14 protein-coding genes and 1 pseudogene are annotated in these 15,948 nt (G+C 64.5%); 12 read left to right on the top strand and 3 right to left on the bottom strand.

Annotated elements, in window-relative coordinates:
* Nucleotides 1-28: 28 nt before the first annotated feature.
* From FCU66_RS02010 to FCU66_RS01970, 9 genes and pseudogenes are all read left to right on the top strand, one after another.
* A complete protein-coding gene (locus FCU66_RS02010) occupies nt 29-925 on the top strand; it encodes a carbohydrate ABC transporter permease (RefSeq protein WP_109661869.1) in 897 nt (298 codons plus the stop codon).
* A 5-nt stretch (nt 926-930) separates the two neighbouring features.
* Nucleotides 931-1,773 (top strand): carbohydrate ABC transporter permease, encoded by an 843-nt coding sequence (locus tag FCU66_RS02005; protein WP_136617540.1) that lies wholly within the window; start codon nt 931-933, stop codon nt 1,771-1,773.
* A gap of 63 nt (nt 1,774-1,836) precedes the next feature.
* Nucleotides 1,837-2,658, top strand: a complete 822-nt coding sequence (locus FCU66_RS02000; RefSeq protein ID WP_136617539.1) for a sugar phosphate isomerase/epimerase family protein — start codon at nt 1,837-1,839, stop codon at nt 2,656-2,658.
* Between the two features lie 11 nt (nt 2,659-2,669).
* Nucleotides 2,670-3,746, top strand: a complete 1,077-nt coding sequence (locus FCU66_RS01995; RefSeq protein WP_136617538.1) for a Gfo/Idh/MocA family protein — start codon at nt 2,670-2,672, stop codon at nt 3,744-3,746.
* Nucleotides 3,746-4,564 (top strand): sugar phosphate isomerase/epimerase family protein, encoded by an 819-nt coding sequence (locus FCU66_RS01990; protein ID WP_136617537.1) that lies wholly within the window; start codon nt 3,746-3,748, stop codon nt 4,562-4,564. Before FCU66_RS01995 ends, FCU66_RS01990 begins: the two co-directional genes overlap by 1 nt.
* On the top strand, nt 4,564-5,397 hold the full coding sequence (locus tag FCU66_RS01985; RefSeq protein ID WP_136617536.1) for an alpha/beta fold hydrolase: 834 nt from the start codon (nt 4,564-4,566) through the stop codon (nt 5,395-5,397). The genes FCU66_RS01990 and FCU66_RS01985 overlap by 1 nt, the downstream gene beginning before the upstream one ends.
* Nucleotides 5,394-6,116 carry a ribulose-phosphate 3-epimerase gene (locus tag FCU66_RS01980; RefSeq protein WP_136617535.1) on the top strand — a complete coding sequence of 241 codons (723 nt, stop codon included), beginning with the start codon at nt 5,394-5,396 and terminating at the stop codon, nt 6,114-6,116. The genes FCU66_RS01985 and FCU66_RS01980 overlap by 4 nt, the downstream gene beginning before the upstream one ends.
* Nucleotides 6,113-7,135, top strand: a complete 1,023-nt coding sequence (locus FCU66_RS01975) for an ROK family protein (RefSeq protein WP_136617534.1) — start codon at nt 6,113-6,115, stop codon at nt 7,133-7,135. The genes FCU66_RS01980 and FCU66_RS01975 overlap by 4 nt, the downstream gene beginning before the upstream one ends.
* Nucleotides 7,128-8,228 (top strand): annotated as a pseudogene (locus FCU66_RS01970) (ABC transporter ATP-binding protein). The gene FCU66_RS01975 and the pseudogene FCU66_RS01970 overlap by 8 nt, the downstream one beginning before the upstream one ends.
* Nucleotides 8,229-8,300: 72 nt before the next feature.
* On the opposite strand, the gene FCU66_RS01965 reads toward FCU66_RS01970, so the two are convergent.
* The gene (locus FCU66_RS01965; RefSeq protein ID WP_136617533.1) at nt 8,301-9,629 is read right to left on the bottom strand and encodes a dicarboxylate/amino acid:cation symporter; all 1,329 of its coding nucleotides are present in this window, start codon (nt 9,627-9,629) and stop codon (nt 8,301-8,303) included.
* 172 nt (nt 9,630-9,801) lie between these two features.
* Between FCU66_RS01965 and FCU66_RS01960 the strand changes: the two genes are divergently transcribed.
* The 3 genes from FCU66_RS01960 to FCU66_RS01950 all read left to right on the top strand — a co-directional run bounded on the left by FCU66_RS01960 (nt 9,802) and on the right by FCU66_RS01950 (nt 13,660).
* Complete coding sequence (locus FCU66_RS01960) at nt 9,802-11,778, top strand: sensor histidine kinase (RefSeq protein ID WP_136617532.1); 1,977 nt, start codon at nt 9,802-9,804, stop codon at nt 11,776-11,778.
* Entirely contained in the window at nt 11,775-13,166 is a 1,392-nt protein-coding gene (locus tag FCU66_RS01955) for a sigma-54-dependent transcriptional regulator (RefSeq protein ID WP_136617531.1), read from the top strand. The genes FCU66_RS01960 and FCU66_RS01955 overlap by 4 nt, the downstream gene beginning before the upstream one ends.
* Before the next feature lie 68 nt (nt 13,167-13,234).
* Nucleotides 13,235-13,660, top strand: coding sequence for a GNAT family N-acetyltransferase (locus tag FCU66_RS01950; RefSeq protein WP_136617530.1), 426 nt, complete (start codon nt 13,235-13,237; stop codon nt 13,658-13,660).
* Here the strand turns inward: FCU66_RS01950 and FCU66_RS01945 are convergent, their stop codons facing one another.
* Nucleotides 13,661-14,776, bottom strand: a complete 1,116-nt coding sequence (locus FCU66_RS01945; protein WP_136617529.1) for an anhydro-N-acetylmuramic acid kinase — start codon at nt 14,774-14,776, stop codon at nt 13,661-13,663.
* A gap of 10 nt (nt 14,777-14,786) precedes the next feature.
* On the bottom strand, nt 14,787-15,791 hold the full coding sequence (locus FCU66_RS01940) for a serine hydrolase domain-containing protein (protein WP_136617528.1): 1,005 nt from the start codon (nt 15,789-15,791) through the stop codon (nt 14,787-14,789).
* Nucleotides 15,792-15,948 lie beyond the last annotated feature (157 nt).

The raw sequence follows: 15,948 nt of genomic DNA, 5'->3' as shown, positions 1-15,948 counted from the left end.
TCTTGAAGGCGTATCCCAAGGTTGGCACATGACCCGGCAAAAGCGCTCCCACCACAAGCTGAAACGAGCGGTCGCACCGTACCTCTATCTGTCGCCCTCGCTGCTCATAATCGGGCTTCTGATGCTGCTGCCGATGGTGACGGTGATTGCCTACTCGTTCCAGAACAGCGCGGTGCTGCGTCGTGACCCATCCTTTGCCGGACTGAAACACTACCAGGCGATCTTCGACGACCCCGTGTTCTGGGCTTCGCTGTGGCACACGCTCTACTTCACGTGCATGAGTGTCATTTTCCACATGACCATCGGCATGGCCTTCGCGCTCATGCTGAACAGCGACCGCATCAATCCGACGCTGCGCAATATTCTGCGCGTGCTCTACATACTGCCCTGGCTGTTCACCGCGGTGATTATCGCCGTGATCTGGCGCCTCCTGCTTGAGCCGAACGGTGTCGTGAATAGCATTCTCATGCAAATCGGCATCATCGGTTCCAAGGTCGAATGGTTTTCCTCGCCTCAGACCGCGCTGCACGCCGTCACATTCGCCAATATCTGGGCGGGTTATCCGCTCTTCATGGTCAGCCTGCTCGCGGGTTTGCAGGGCATTCCCAAGGATTTCTACGAGGCCGCCGATATCGACGGGGCAAAAGCCTACCAAAAGCTGATCTTCATCACCATCCCGCAGCTGATGCCGATCATCATCAGCATCTCGCTGCTCGACTTCATCTGGACCATGCAGGTCTTCCCGTTAATCTGGATAACGACGGGCGGTGGCCCGATCTACTCGACCGAGGTCCTCAGCACCTACACGTACAAGCTGGCGTTTTCGAGCTACAACCTGTCACAGGCGTCGGCGAGCGCTGTGGTCATCCTGCTGATCTCTCTCGGCCTGACGCTGTTCTACATCCGTTATCAGAAGGCTCGGTAGTCACCATGAGGAAACGAAACTCTGGCAAAGACAAGCTGATCACCGTCGCGCTGCATGTTGCTCTTGCGGCTGGACTGTTCTTCGCAGCCTTCCCGATCTACTGGATGCTGAGCAGCTCGTTCAAGTCGAACACCGAAATCTTTGCCCTGCCACCGACCATCCTGCCAAAGGCCTTCACGCTGGAAGCGTATGCAGCCATCCTTGGCGACCCGGTAAAGGTGCGCTTCTTCTTCAACAGCTATTTCGTGGCGGGAGCGGTGACCGTGCTGACGGTGCTGATCGCCTTGCTGGCGGCCTACGGGTTCAGCCGCTTCAATTTCCGCGGCAAGGGCAGCCTGAACACAATCATCATCAGCACGCAGACGATTCCGCCGATCACACTTTTGATCCCCTTCTTCGGGCTTGTCGTCTCATACGGTATCTTCGATACCTACGTCGCACTGATCCTGACTTACCTGGTGTTTACACTGCCGTACGCGATCCTGCTGATGACGGGATATCTGAACACTTTGCCCCGCGATCTCGATGAAGCCGTGGCTGTCGATGGCGGCAGCAGTTGGACAGCGCTTTGGCGGGTGATCGTCCCGATTTCACTGCCTGGTATCGTGGCGACGTCGGTGTACACCTTCCTGTTGTGCTGGAACGAATTTCTCTTTGCGCTGACGCTGACGAAGTCGACGTCCATGCGCACCGTCCCGATCGGCATCCAGCTGTTGATGGGGCAGCACGCCTTCGAATGGAACCAGATGATGGCGATGAGCGTGCTCGGCTCGCTACCGCTCTTGCTCATCTACCTCGTTGCCCAGAGGTACTTCCTCGCCGGCATGACCGCGGGCTCGGTCAAGTAGGATGTCCTTCCCACGGCGACGCAGAGTGGCATCAAGCAATAAGCGGTATCAAGGAATGAAAGTATGAACGTGAAAGACCTCAAAGTCGGCTGCCAGACCTTTACCTGGGAAATGCTCGGCGACCGCTTTACCGGCGGCCCCGACGATCTCTTGAAGGCAATTGCCGATGGCGGCTATTCAGGCATCGAGATCACCGACACCATGATCGGCCGCTATGCCGACAGGCCGTCGCAATTCGCCGCGGCACTGAAGTCATCGGGCCTTACTCTTGTCTCCTTCGCCTTCGGGTCGAAGAGCGGTTTCACCCTCGCAGAGGAGATCGGCGCCGACCTCGAAACCGCCAAGCGCTGGATAGACTTCGCCTCCGCATTTCCTGGTGCGCTGGTGTCGATGGGCTCTGCGACGGTGGTCTCCGACGGTCCGCGCGACGGCAAGTTCGCCATCGCGGCCGAAATCTACAACAAAGCCGGCGAGCTCGGGCGCAAGGCCGGCGTCCAGGTCGCGGTGCATCCAAGTTCGCACCACAACACGCTGCTCTTCGACCGCACCGACTACGACACAATCTTTGCCTTGCTCGACCCCGATCTGATCGGCTGGGTGCCGGATACCGGCCATATCCTGCGCGGCCACAAGGACATGGCCGACACGCTGCGCACCCACCGCGACCGCATCCGCTACATCCACCTCAAGGATGTCGACGCCAACGGCACCTGGGCCATGCTGGGCAAGGGCGTCTGCGACACGCCTGAAGTCATCGAGATCGCCAACACCGCGCCACGCTTCAACGGCTGGCTGGTGCTGGAGGAAGAATCCGAAACGGCCGCTGCCGATCCCGCCGGCGCGGTCAAGACCAACCGCCAGACAATGCGCAGCTACGGCGCCTGAAGAACGAGACGATGATCAAGAAACAGGACAGACGCCTCAGGGTCGGCGTGCTCGGCTGCGGCCCCATCGCGCAGTTCGCGCATCTGGAATCCTGCGTGAAGGCCGCCAATGCCGACCTCTACGCCATCTGCGACGCCGCACCCGACCTGCTCGCCCGCATGGGCGCCACCTACGAGCCGCAGAAAATGTATTCCGACTATGAGGCAATGCTCGCCGATCCCGAGTTGGAAGCGGTGATCGTCGCCACCTCGGACGCCTATCACGTGCCGATGTCGATCAGGGCGCTCAACGCCGGCAAGCATGTTCTGTGCGAAAAGCCGATCGGCACTTCGGTCGAGGAAGGCGAGGCACTGGCCGAGGCGGTGAGGCGCTCGGGCAAGGTGCTGCAAGTCGGACACATGAAGCGCTTCGACCCGGCGCTGGAGGCGGCGCGCGACTTCGTCCGCGACGAGATCGGCGAGGTGCTGGCGCTGAAGGCATGGTATTGTGATTCCACCCATCGCTACACCAACACCGATGCGGTGCAGCCGCTGCCTGTCACCAGCAAGCTCGCAAGGAAGCCCGCGGGCAATCCCAAGGCGGATCTCAGGCAGTATTTCATGTTGGCGCATGGCTCGCATCTCGTCGATACGGCGCGGTTCCTGTGCGGCGATATCGTCGCCGTGCGTGCTCGGCTCAATGAGAAATTCGGCGCCTATTGCTGGTTCGTCGAGACCGAGTTCGCCAGCGGAGCGCTCGGCCATCTCGACCTCACCGTCGCCGTACGGATGGACTGGCACGAAGGTTTTCAGCTCTATGGCGAGAATGGCTCCGTCATCGCCAAGACATTCAACCCCTGGTACTTCCGCGCCAGCGAGGTCGAGATCTTTCACGAGAAGACCGCCACCGCCCACAAGCCGCTCGGCGCCGACGGTCATTTCTTCCGCCGCCAGCTGGAAGGTCTTGCCCAAACGGTTCTGGAAGGCACGCCGATGCGCGGCGCCAATGTCGAGGACGGCATCGCCTCGATCCGCGCCATGGTCGCCATCGCCCGCTCGGTCGAGACCGGTGAACGGGTCGAACTCGCCTCGGTTTCGGGAGCGGTGTGATGCGTCTCGGCATCTTCGCCAAGACTTTTCCGGGGATTGAGCCGGCAGCCGTGCTGGCTGGGGTGAAGCAGGCCGGATATGAGACGACGCAGTTCAACCTCACCTGCGCCGGCCTGCCGTCGATGCCGGATGTCGTGCCGGCAGATGCGGTCGCTTCCATCCGCGCCGCCGCGCAATCGACCGGTGTTTCGCTCGCAGCACTGTCGGGCACCTACAACATGGCGCATCCCGACAAGGGCGTCCGCGACGATGGCCTTCGGCGTCTCGCTGTCGTCATCGAGACTGCTGCTGCCCTGGACATCCCGCTGGTCACACTCTGCACCGGTTCGCGCAACGCCGCCGATCAGTGGGCCTATCATCCCGACAATGCCACGCCGGCAGCCTGGTCCGACATGGCCACCGAGATGGAGAAGGCGCTGGCGCTTGCCGAAGAGGCCGGCGTCGATCTCGGCATCGAGCCCGAACAGGCCAACATCGTCACCTCGGCCGGGGACGCGACCAGGCTGATCGCCGAGATGGGATCGAAGCATCTGAAGATCGTGCTTGATCCGGCAAACCTGTTCGAACACGCGACGTCGGACGAAGCGCGTGCCATTGTCGCCGCAGCCATCGACGAGGCCGCCGGCCATATCGCCATGGCGCACGCCAAGGACCGCTATAGTGACGGCCGCTTTGCCACATCAGGGCAAGGCATCGTCGATTTTCCGGATTTTGTTGCACGGCTGAAGGCAGGGGGCTTCGACGGGTCACTCGTCACCCACGGCCTGTCAGCCGACGAAGCCCCCGGCGTTGCCGCCTTTCTGCGAGGGCTCCTCTGATGGGCGCCACGCCGGCGATCCTGCTTCGCGACGACGCAGCGCTTCGTGTCTTCGATACGGGGCAGGGGAGGCTTCCCGTCATCTTCCAGCATGGCCTCGGCGGTGACGCAGCACAGGTCGCGCAGAACTTTCCCGATGGCCCGTCATACCGCCGGCTCACCATCGAATGCCGCGCGCAGGGCGGCTCTGGCGCCGGCACGACACGGCCCTTTTCGATCGCGATGTTCGCCGATGACGTGCTGGCCGCCGCCGATGCGGCCGGCCTCGACCGTTTCGTCGCCGGCGGCATCTCGATGGGCGCGGCCATCGCGTTGCAGCTCGCAGCGAAGCACCCGGACCGGATCACTGGTCTCGTCCTTGTGCGCCCTGCCTGGGCTTTCGATGCGGCGCCGCAAAACATGCGCCCTTACGTGGAAGTGGCGGAGCTCATCCGCGACCGTCCACTGGCAGAGGCGCGCGATGCCTTTGCGGCCTCGGCGACAGCGGCCCGCTTTCGCACCGAAGCGCCGGACAATCTTGCTTCCCTGCTTGGCTTCTTCGCGCGCGACAACGCGGCCGTCTTCGCCGAGGTGATGCAAGCGATTGCAAACGATGGACCTGGTGTCACTCAGGCAGAGGCTGCCGGACTCGCAATCCCGGCCCTCGTCGTCGGCAGCGGCATCGATCTCGTCCATCCGCTGGCCATCGCTCGCAGCCTTGCCGACGCCATCCCCAACGCCGCCTTTGCCGAAGTGACGCCGAAGCCCACCGACAAGGATCGGCATTTCGCCGAGATCCGCGCCGCCATCGGCAGCTTCCTCAAAGATCGTTTCAACAAACAGGACCAGTCATGATCTCGAAACCTCTCTCCGGCCCGGCCGCCATCGCCGCATTGCCGCGCGATCGCATGATCGCTGAATTCTCGCTGTGGTCGGCCAATCTCGCCAATTTCGAGAGCGACCTCAGGCGTATCGAGCCCTATGTCGATCTTCACCACATCGATGTTGCGGACGGGCATTTTGCGCCGTCCTTCCTGTTCTTTCCCGATCTCGTCGCCCGCATCGCGGGGCTGACGGCGAAACCCATCCATGTCCATCTGATGGTCGATGCAGCAATCGTCGAGGCGCAGACGCGCCAGTTCATCGAGGCCGGCGCCGACATGATCAGCGTTCATGCCGAGAATGGCGAGGCGGGGTTGCGCGCCGCTCGGCTGGCACGCGAACTCGGCGCCGAGGCCGGCGTCGTGCTCAGGCTGGAGACGCCGGTCGAGACGGTGACGCCTTTCGTCTCGGAGGTCGCGTTCGTCACGCTTCTGGGAACCGCAATCGGCGTCAAGGGACAGAGCCTGTCGGACAAGGCCTGCGACAGGCTGGGCGCTGCCCGCGCCATCCTGAGAAAGGCCGGCCGCGAGGCGGAAGTGGTCCTGGCGGCCGACGGCGGCATTCGCCACGAGACGGTGCCGTTGCTGTGTGCCGCCGGTGCCGAAACCGTGGTTCTCGGTTCGCTCGCCTTCGGCGACAAGGATCTCGCCGGCCGCATCGGCTGGCTGCACGGACTGAAGGTCGCGGCATGACGATAGAAGCCGCCCTTGCGATCGATCTTGGTGGGACGGAGCTTCGTGCCGCCCTGGTCGACCGTGAAGGCAAGATCCTGGCATTCGCGGCGGTGCCGACGCAGGCGCAAGCCGGCCCCGACGTGGTGATCGGCCAGATCGAGGCGCTGGCCGCGACCGTCCATGCCGAGGCACCGGCACTCTCTGTCGTCGGCGTCGGCGTCGGCGCGCCGGGACCGCTCGATCCGCTGGCCGGCATCGCCGTCGGCCCGCCGACACTCGCCGGCTGGCTGGACGTGCCGCTTGCCGATATCCTCGAGCGGCGGCTCGGCCTGCCGGTGCGGCTGGAAAACGACGCCAATGCCGCGGCACTCGGCGAATGGCGCTTCGGCGCCGGTCATGGCGCGCGCTCGCTGGTTTTCGTCACGGTTTCCACCGGCATCGGCGGCGGTGTTGTCGTCGACGGGCGCATCCTGCATGGCCGCCGTGGCCTTGCCGCCGAGATCGGCCATATGACCATCACCAATGAAGGCGAGCGCTGCATGTGCGGCGTCATAGGCTGCTTTGAGGCCATCGCCTCGGGAACCGCGCTCGGCCGCCGCGCCACCGCTGCCACGGCCGCCGGCGACGGCTCCGCCTTGCGGCGCCTCTCGGCGGACGCGGAGGTGACCGGCCGCCATGTCGTCGAGGCGGCCCGGCTGCAGGACGGTCTTGCCTCGGCCTTGCTGGACGAGGAAGCGCGCTGGCTGGGCGTCGGCTTCACCAACCTGTTGCATCTCTATTCGCCCGATGTGCTGGTCGTCGGCGGCGGCATTGCCAATGGGCTCGACCTGATGCTGCCGACCATCGAGGCGACCATCAGACAGCGGGCCATGCGCGCCTATCGCGACGTGCCGGTCGTTCCGGCGCAGCTTGGCCGCCATGCCGGGCTCGTCGGCGCCGCCAGCCTTGTCCTGTTCGACGATGTGGGCACGATCGCCGCCCGCATGCCTGTCGGCCCAAGCACATATCCGGATACGAGGAGGGACTTCAATGGCTGAGCTCAAGCTACGCGGCGTGCGCAAGTCCTACGGCAATGCCGAGGTCATCAAGGGCGTCGACCTCGATGTCGGCAACCGCGAGTTTGTCGTCTTCGTCGGCCCGTCCGGCTGCGGAAAGTCGACGCTGCTGCGCATGATCGCCGGCCTCGAGAAGATCACCGCCGGCGAACTCATGCTTGACGGCACGCGCATCAACGAGGTCGACCCTTCAGAACGCGGCCTCGCCATGGTGTTCCAGTCCTATGCGCTCTATCCGCATATGACGGTCGCCGACAATATGGGTTTCGCGCTGAAGATCGCCGGCCTGCCGGTCGCCGAGCGTGACGCCAAGGTCAAGGCGGCAGCCGAGGTGCTGCAACTGTCGCATCTGCTCGAACGGCGGCCGAAGGAACTGTCCGGCGGCCAGCGCCAGCGCGTCGCCATTGGCCGCGCCATCGTGCGCCAGCCGAAAGTCTTCCTGTTCGACGAACCGCTGTCGAACCTCGACGCCGCACTGCGCGTCAACATGCGGCTGGAGCTGATGCAGCTGCACGAACGGCTCGCCGCCACCATCGTCTATGTCACGCACGACTAGACCGAGGCGATGACCATGGCCGACAAGATCGTCGTCCTCAATGCCGGCACCATCGAGCAGGTCGGCACACCGCTCGATCTCTACGCCAGGCCGGCCAATCTCTTCGTCGCCGGCTTTATCGGCTCGCCGAAGATGAACATGCTGCCGGTGCGGGTTCTCTCGGCCAACGCGGATGGCGTTGCTGTCGCCTTGCCGGGTGGGTCCAGTGTGGTCGTTCCGGTCGAGGCCGGCGCGCTTGCGCCCAACAGCGAGCTGCTGCTTGGCATAAGGCCGGAACATATCCGCATTTCAGATGCGGGCCAGTTCAAGGGCGAGGCGGTGCTGGCCGAACGGCTCGGCGGTCTGACCATTCTGCATGCCGACATCGGCGAGAAGACGAGGCTTGTCGTGCAGACCGAAGGCACTGACATGACCCCGCTGCACAGCCCCATCACGCTGCAGGCCGATCCGTCTCGGTGCCATCTCTTTGCAGCCGACGGCAAGGCGCTGGCGCCTCTGGTCAAAACCAGCACCGTCTGACATCGCCAACACATGACAAATGGCCGGACGCAAGGATGCGTCCGGCCATTGGCATTGCTGTGCGACCGTGGACTACTCGGCGGGAACGACGTCCGCCGGCAGGCTGTCATCGGCCGTGCCTGCCAGGGCCCTCGCCAGCTTGGCCTCGTCGAACTCGCCTTCCCAGCGCGCCACCACCAGTGTGGCGACGGCGTTGCCGATGAAGTTGGTCAGCGCCCGGCATTCCGACATGAAGCGGTCGACGCCGAGGATCAGCGCCATGCCGGCAACGGGAACCGCAGGAACCACCGAAAGCGTCGCCGCAAGGGTGATGAATCCGGCTCCGGTGATGCCGGCGGCGCCCTTGGACGAGAGCATGGCAACCAGCAGCAGCAGGATCTGGTCGCCGATCGACAAATGGATGTTGGTCGCCTGCGCGATGAACAGCGCCGCCAGCGTCATGTAGATGTTGGTGCCGTCGAGGTTGAAGGAATAGCCGGTCGGGATGACCAGACCGACCACCGAGCGCTTGGCGCCGGCCTTCTCCATCTTTTCCATCAGCGAGGGCAGGGCGGCTTCGGACGAGGAGGTGCCCAGCACCAGCAGCAGCTCTTCCTTGATGTAGCGGATCAGCGCCAGGATCGAGAAACCGTTGTAGCGGCAGACAGCACCCAGCACGACGAACACGAACAGAAACGACGTCACGTAGAAGGTGCCGACCAGCATGGCGAGATTGATGACCGCGCCGATGCCGTATTTGCCGATGGTGAAGGCCATGGCGCCGAAGGCACCGATGGGTGCCGCCTTCATCAGCACGCTGACCAGCTTGAAGATCGGCGTCGTCAGCGCCTGCAGGAAGTTGAGGACGGGCGTGCCCTTGTCGCCGACCAGCGCCAGCGCAATGCCGAACAGCACCGAGAAGAACAGCACCTGCAGGATGTCGCCGTCGGCGAAGGCGCCGACGATCGTCGTCGGGATGATGTTCATCATGAAGCCGGTGACCGACTGGTCGTGCGCCTTGGCGGCGTAGGTGTTGACGGTCGAGGCATCGAGTGTCGCCGGGTCGATGTTGAAGCCGGCGCCCGGCTGCACGACATTGGCCACGACAAGGCCGATGATCAGCGCCAGCGTCGAGAAGGTGAGGAAATAGAGCATCGCCTTGCCGGCGACACGCCCGACCTTCTGCAGGTCGCTCATGCCGGCAATGCCCGTCGTCACGGTCAGGAAGATGACCGGGGCGATGATCATCTTGACCAGCTTGATGAAGGCGTCGCCGAGCGGCTTCATGCTCTCGCCGACCGACGGATAGAAATGGCCGAGCAGGATGCCGACGGTGATCGCGACGAGCACCTGCACGTAGAGTTGGGCATAGAAAGGTTTGCGCTGCGCGGCAAGCGCGCCTGAATGGTCTGCGATGTGCATCGAACTCTCCCTGGCCGGATGGGCGAAAACGGACCGCCCTGCGTGACTTCTCCCATCGCGGCGCTCCGGTCGCACGCCGCTAGCCAGGAGTTTTGCAAGCGTCGTGCCAGATCGGGGAAGGGCCGGAATCCCGGGATTTCCGCCTGTGCCGTAGGCCGCGCGGGCAATGCCTGTGCGGATTTCCGCACAGCCAGCGTTTGCCTGGGCGGATTTTCGCATTACACTGGCCGCAAGGTTGCGGGCAAAAGGGAGAGGGCAGACGACGCAAGCAGGCACCGATAGCGAATCCCAAGGGTTTGCCGGGCGCGAATTGCTGGGCGAGGCGGTGGCCCGGCTGCGCAATGGCCGCTGGCTCGTCGTGGTCGTCGCCCTTGCCGTCCTGGCCGGCGCGATCGTCATCGCCGGGCGCATTGCCTCCGGCCAGGCTGCCGACAATCTGCGCGACACAGCGCTTGCCGCTCTGCCGCTGGCGGCGGGAACCCTGACCGGCGAAATCGAAAAGCAGCGCCTGGTTCCATTGGTGCTGGCCCGCGACGATGCGGTGCGCGGCGCGCTGCGCCGAGCCGGAAAGATGCAAGAAGCGGCCCTCAACGACAAGCTCAAGGCGATTGCCGGCGATGCCTCGGCGTCCGCCATCTATGTCATCGACACAGCCGGCATCGCGATATCAGCCAGCAATGCCGGCGAACCGGCCAGCTTTGTCGGCATCGACTATAATTTTCGGCACTATTTCCAGGAGGCGATGGCGAACGGCGCCGCCAGCCAATATGGCCTCGGCACGATCAGCGGCAGACCGGGCCTTTACCTGGCCAGCCGCGTCGACGATGGCGGCAAGCCGCTTGGCGTTACGGTGTTGAAGGTCGAACTCGATCGCGTCGAAGCCAATTGGCGCTCCAGCGGCTTTCTCGTTTTCGTCACCGATGAACGCGGCGTGGTGCTGGCCACCAGCCAGCCCGACTGGCGGTTTCATGCCCTGGCACCGCTCTCCCCCTCTGACGCCGCCGCCGCCCATGACCAGCTTCAACTGGCCGATGCTGCCTTCGAACCCCTGCCGCTGCGGCGCGGCGCCGGTGACGGCCTGGCGACGATCGACAGCGCCGGCAAGCTGCGCCAGTTCGTCGAGGTGGTGCAGGACCTGCCCGGTGCTGTTCCAGGCTGGCGTCTCTGGCTGTTGACGCCCGCCGACGCTGCTCTCTCCTCCGCCGCCAACACGGCGCGCCTGACCACGCTGCTCGGTCTGTTGCTGACGGGCCTGCTTGCCTACGTGCTGACCCGGCGCCGGCGCACGCGCCGGCTGAGGCAGGAAGCGCTGGCGCGCATGAATGCCGAACTGGAGAGCAGGGTCAGCACGCGAACGGCCGAGCTGACGCGCTCCAACAACGCACTTGCAGGCGAAATTGCCGAGCGTGAAAATGCTGAGGCCAAGGTCCGCCGGCTGCGCGACGATCTCGCCCAGGCCAACCGGCTGTCCATTCTCGGCCAGATCGCCGCCGGCGTGGCGCATGAGATCAATCAGCCGGTCGCCGCGATCCGCACCTATGCCGAGAATGCCGGCCGCTTTCTCGACAGCGGCAAGACCGAACCGGCCAGTGGCAATCTGACGTCGATCGTTTCGATGACCGAACGCATAGGCGCGATCACCAGCACCTTGCGCACTTTCGCCCGCCGGCCCGGCACTGCTGCCTCGCCGCTGCCGGTGCGCGAGGCGATCGACGGCGCGCTGTCGTTGCTGTCGGGGCGTATCCGCGATTCCGGCGTGACCATCGTCAAGCCGCGCGGCAACGTGTCGCCGGCGGTCATGGCGAGCCGCATCCGGCTGGAGCAGATCCTGGTCAATTTGCTGCAGAATGCGCTGGACGCCATGAAGGACCAGCCCGATCCCCGCATCGAGATCGAACTTGCCGAGCGCGACGACCGGGTGCTGATTTCAGTGCGCGACAACGGCCCCGGTCTCGGGCCGGAAGCGGCCGGCAATCTGTTCATGCCGTTCCAGACCACCAAGGAGAAGGGGCTTGGCCTCGGGCTGGTGATCTCGCAGGAGATCGCCCAGGAATTGGGCGGCACGCTGCGGCTCGATCCCGGCAGCGCCAGCGCCCCCGGCAGCGCCAGCGGCGCCTCCTTCACCATCGATCTGAGGCGAATAGAATGATTCAGGGATCAGGGCTGGTCGCGCTCGTCGAGGATGACGCGGACCTGCTTCATGCCACAACGCAATTGCTCGAGCTTGCCGGCTTCACCGTGGCCGCGCTCGACGCCGCCGAGGCAGCACTGGCCGTCGTCGACAGGAATTTCGAAGGCGTTGTCGTCAGCGACATCCGCATGCCGGGCATGAACGGGCTGCAGCTGTTCGATCGTATCAAGGCGATCGACCCCGACATACCGGTGATCCTGGTCACCGGCCATGGCGACGTCGATCTCGCTGTGGCCGCGCTCAAAGACGGCGTCTACGATTTCATCCCGAAACCCTATGCCGGCGATCGCCTTATCGAGGCGCTGAAGCGGGCATCGGAGAAGCGGCGTCTGGTGATGGAGAACCGGCGGCTGCGCGAAGCCGCGGCACTGGCCGCCGACGGTCTGCCGCTGATCGGCGAAGCGCCGGCCATCCGGCGCCTGCGCGAGACCTTGCGCCAGATCGCCGACATGGATGTCGACGTGCTGGTGGAAGGGGAGACGGGAACCGGCAAGGAAGTGGTGGCGGACCTGCTGCACAGATGGGGCCGGCGCCGCGCAAAACCCTTCGTGGCGCTGAATTGCGGGGCGCTGCCGGAGACCGTCATAGAAAGCGAACTGTTCGGCCACGAGGTGGGCGCGTTCACCGGCGCGCAGCGGCGACGGATCGGCCGCATCGAGCATGCCAGCGGCGGCACGCTTTTTCTCGACGAGATCGAATCCATGCCGCCGGCGCTCCAGGTCAAGCTGCTGCGGGTGCTCGAAACGCGCAGCCTCACCCCGCTTGGCTCGAACGATATCAGGCGCGTCGACCTCAGAGTCGTTGCGGCAACGAAGGTCGATCTCGGCCGGCCGGACCAGCGCGGCGATTTTCGCGAGGACCTCTATTTTCGCCTCAACGTCGTGACGCTGCGCATTCCGCCTTTGCGCGAACGACGCGGCGATATTCCGATGCTGTTTGGGCATTTCCTCGGCAAGGCTTCGGAACGGTTCGGCCGGCCTGTCGCCAAGGTGAACGCGGCGGTCAGCGACCATCTCCAGTCGCACGCCTGGCCGGGCAATGTGCGTGAACTCGCGCATTTTGCCGACCGCGTCGCGCTCGGTCTCGGACCGGAGGATGAGGTGAGGGCGGTGTCCGCACACGTGCCGGAGCCAGAGGCAACACTGCCCGAACGGGTCGGCCACTACGAGGCGCAACTGATCCGCGACGCATTGCGCGACCATGGCGGCGATGTGCGCAGCGCCATCGACGCGCTCGGCGTGCCGCGCAAGACGTTCTACGACAAGCTCAAGCGCTACGGCATTGCCGCGTCCGAATTTCGCAACGGAGGCGATGCGGAGCCGCACCCTGTTCGCGGACAGGTATAGACATTGCGCAAATGTGCCGCCCTTCGTAACGCTGCGTTCCTACCCAGCCGCCCATCTCGGAAAGATCCATGAAAACGACACTTGAAACGACGGCAAATCCCTTGCCGGAAGAACTCGCCTTCCTCGGCGAACGGCTGACGGCGTTCAACGACGGCGATGTCGGCGCGTCCGAAAGGAAGGCGCTCGCGGTGTTCGTGCGCGACGAGGACGGCACGGTCGTCGCCGGCATTTCAGGCTACACCTCCTGGGGCTGGCTTTACGTGCAGTGGCTGTGGGTCGATGAGCGGCTGCGCGGCCAGCACATGGCCGGCACAATGCTGGATGCCGCCGAACAGGAGTCGGTGGCGCGCGGCTGCCAGAACGCCTGGATCGATACCTTCAACCCGAATGCCGCCACGGTCTATCAGCGTCAGGGATACGAACCCTTTGGAACGCTTGCCGATTTCCCTGTCGGCCGTAGCCGCATCTTTCTGAGGAAGAAATTGGTTTCCTGATCAGCCAGCAAGTTTTCCGCCGCGCATCGGTTGCGGTGCGCCGGTGGTGCTTGGAAAACTGATCGGCAGGCCGCGCAGCACGCGAACCGCGAGGAAGGCAAAGCACTCCGCTTCCACCGCGTCGCCGCTCCAGCCGAGGCTTTCGGCCTGCACCACCTCGACACCGGCGCGGCTGGCCAGCATTGCCATCATTGTCGGGTTGTGGCGGCCGCCACCGCTGACGACCAGTTTCTTCGGCCGGCTTGGCAAAAGGTCGAGCGCCTTGCCGACAGCGTCGGCGGTGAAGGCGGTAAGCAGGGCCGCGCCATCCTCGGTGTCCAGGCCATCCGCCATTGCGGCGCCGAAGTCGAAGCGGTCCAGCGATTTGGGATAGGCTTTGCTGAGATAGGGGTGCTGCAACAGCTTGGCGAGCCGGGCCTCATCGACCGTTCCCGCACGGCCGAGCGCGCCGTCGCGGTCCATTTCGCCGAGCCCTTTCGATTTGATGAAATCGTTCAGCGGCGCGTTGGCGGGGCCGGTGTCGAAGGCAATGACATTGTCGGCGCCATCCCACCAGGTGACGTTGGCGACGCCGCCGAGATTGAGCACCGCCACCTCGCCACTGGCGCCGGCGCTGCGCATCAGCGCGGTGTGATAGGCAGCGGCCAAGGGCGCGCCTTGCCCGCCGGCGCGCATGTCGGCCGAGCGGAAATCGTAGGCAACCTTGGTGCCCAACAGGGCGTGCATCAGCTCGCCGTCGCCGAGCTGCCGGGTCTGGCCGAGACGTCCAACCTGCGGCGCACGATGCAGCACGGTCTGGCCGTGAAAACCGACGACGCCGATATCGGCCATCGTCATGCCATAGCTTTCGACCAATTCCTTGACCGCCGCCGACTGGGCACGTGTCAGGGCTTCCTCCGCGGTGCGAAAAATCGCCGGCTCCGGCCCGACGAAATTCCAGGCTCTCGCCGCCGTCAGCGTCTCTTCCAGCAGGGAGCGGATCGACGGGGGATAAGGCATCAGCCGATAGGTGCCGAAATCCTCGATCCGCTCGCCATCGGTCTTGATCAGCGCGACGTCGATGTTGCCGTCGAGCACGGTGCCGGTCATCAGGCCGACGGCCCAGATTGGTTCCATCATCTAGCTCCTAAAATCCATTGACGAGATCGCCGACCGCCTGCCGAAGCGAAACGATTCCACTGTCGAAATGACGTGTCGGATGGATCCGGTTGGTGAGCAAGGTCCAGGCCTTGCCTCTGTCGAAGTCGATCCACAGCCCGGTGCCGGTAAAACCGGTGTGGCCGATGGTTCCCGGGCTGCATAATGACCCGCCGGACCAGCCCTCATAGGGGCGCTCCCAGCCATGGGTGCGGGTGGCGGACAAGGGCGCACGCATCAGCGCGATTGAACGCTCCGAGGCGCCGATGCCGTCCAATAGCCCTTGCGCGAAATCGAGGACGGAAGCGGCTGTTCCGAACAGGCCGGCATGCCCGGCACCTTGCAGCGCCGAGCAATTGTCATCGTGCACCTCGCCGGACAGCACTCGGTGCCGCCAGGTGCAGTCCTCGGTCGCTGCGGCGACATCGGGCTCCGTTGACCAGGCAAAGCCCGGACCGGGATCCATGTCCCGGATCGTCTTTCCCGACAGCCGCTCCAGCGCGAAGCCGAGCAGGATGAAGTTGATGTCGGAGTAGACGGGATCGCGGGCCCGCCATTCGCGCTGCAGGATGAAGGCGCGCAGCAGCTCGGGATCGCGCCCATAAGTGTAGATTGGCTCGACGGCCGGAAACGGCGGCTGGTGGCCAAGACATTGGCGAAACGTCACCTTCCGTTCCCAGGCCTCGGCATCATACTGGCGCAGGTCCGGAAGCACAGAGACCAGTGGCGCATCGAGATTGATGACACCGTCTTCCGCCAGCGCCAGGATGCGCGGCGTGGTGAAGATGATTTTGGTCAGGGATGCCAGGTCGAACCAGGTGCTGTCCTGCATGGGGCGGGGCTTCGGCACGAGTTGCGCCGAGCCGATTGCCCTGGTGATGCGGTTGCCGTTACGATCGACAACGCCGAGCACGCCGCCGGGAATGCGCTGGGTGGAAACCGCCGTTTGAAGCGGTTGGAAGGCGCGGTCGAAGAGCTGGACGAGGTCGCTCAAGGCCGGCCTCCATCAGAGAGGCCGCGATCCGTCACACCCCCCTCTGTCCTACCGGACATCTCCCCCGCAAGGGGGGAGATTGGCAGCGTTGATGTCCCGCCAACCTTCCAACGCTGGAGATTGGCGAAAGCCATGGCGACATCTGATCTCCCCCCTT

The sequence above is a fragment of the Mesorhizobium norvegicum genome (genome assembly GCF_004919685.1).
Classification (GTDB): domain Bacteria; phylum Pseudomonadota; class Alphaproteobacteria; order Rhizobiales; family Rhizobiaceae; genus Mesorhizobium; species Mesorhizobium norvegicum.
This window is presented reverse-complemented; position numbering and strand designations above follow the sequence as displayed.

Excerpts from the sequence above, each read along its gene's own strand:
- FCU66_RS02010 (WP_109661869.1), top strand. The coding sequence starts at position 29 with ATGACCCGGCAAAAGCGCTCCCACCACAAGCTGAAACGAGCGGTCGCA.
- FCU66_RS02005 (WP_136617540.1), top strand. The coding sequence starts at position 931 with ATGAGGAAACGAAACTCTGGCAAAGACAAGCTGATCACCGTCGCGCTG.
- FCU66_RS02000 (WP_136617539.1), top strand. The coding sequence starts at position 1,837 with ATGAACGTGAAAGACCTCAAAGTCGGCTGCCAGACCTTTACCTGGGAA.
- FCU66_RS01995 (WP_136617538.1), top strand. The coding sequence starts at position 2,670 with ATGATCAAGAAACAGGACAGACGCCTCAGGGTCGGCGTGCTCGGCTGC.
- FCU66_RS01990 (WP_136617537.1), top strand. The coding sequence starts at position 3,746 with ATGCGTCTCGGCATCTTCGCCAAGACTTTTCCGGGGATTGAGCCGGCA.
- FCU66_RS01985 (WP_136617536.1), top strand. The coding sequence starts at position 4,564 with ATGGGCGCCACGCCGGCGATCCTGCTTCGCGACGACGCAGCGCTTCGT.
- FCU66_RS01980 (WP_136617535.1), top strand. The coding sequence starts at position 5,394 with ATGATCTCGAAACCTCTCTCCGGCCCGGCCGCCATCGCCGCATTGCCG.
- FCU66_RS01975 (WP_136617534.1), top strand. The coding sequence starts at position 6,113 with ATGACGATAGAAGCCGCCCTTGCGATCGATCTTGGTGGGACGGAGCTT.
- FCU66_RS01965 (WP_136617533.1), bottom strand. The coding sequence starts at position 9,629 with ATGCACATCGCAGACCATTCAGGCGCGCTTGCCGCGCAGCGCAAACCT.
- FCU66_RS01955 (WP_136617531.1), top strand. The coding sequence starts at position 11,775 with ATGATTCAGGGATCAGGGCTGGTCGCGCTCGTCGAGGATGACGCGGAC.
- FCU66_RS01950 (WP_136617530.1), top strand. The coding sequence starts at position 13,235 with ATGAAAACGACACTTGAAACGACGGCAAATCCCTTGCCGGAAGAACTC.
- FCU66_RS01945 (WP_136617529.1), bottom strand. The coding sequence starts at position 14,776 with ATGGAACCAATCTGGGCCGTCGGCCTGATGACCGGCACCGTGCTCGAC.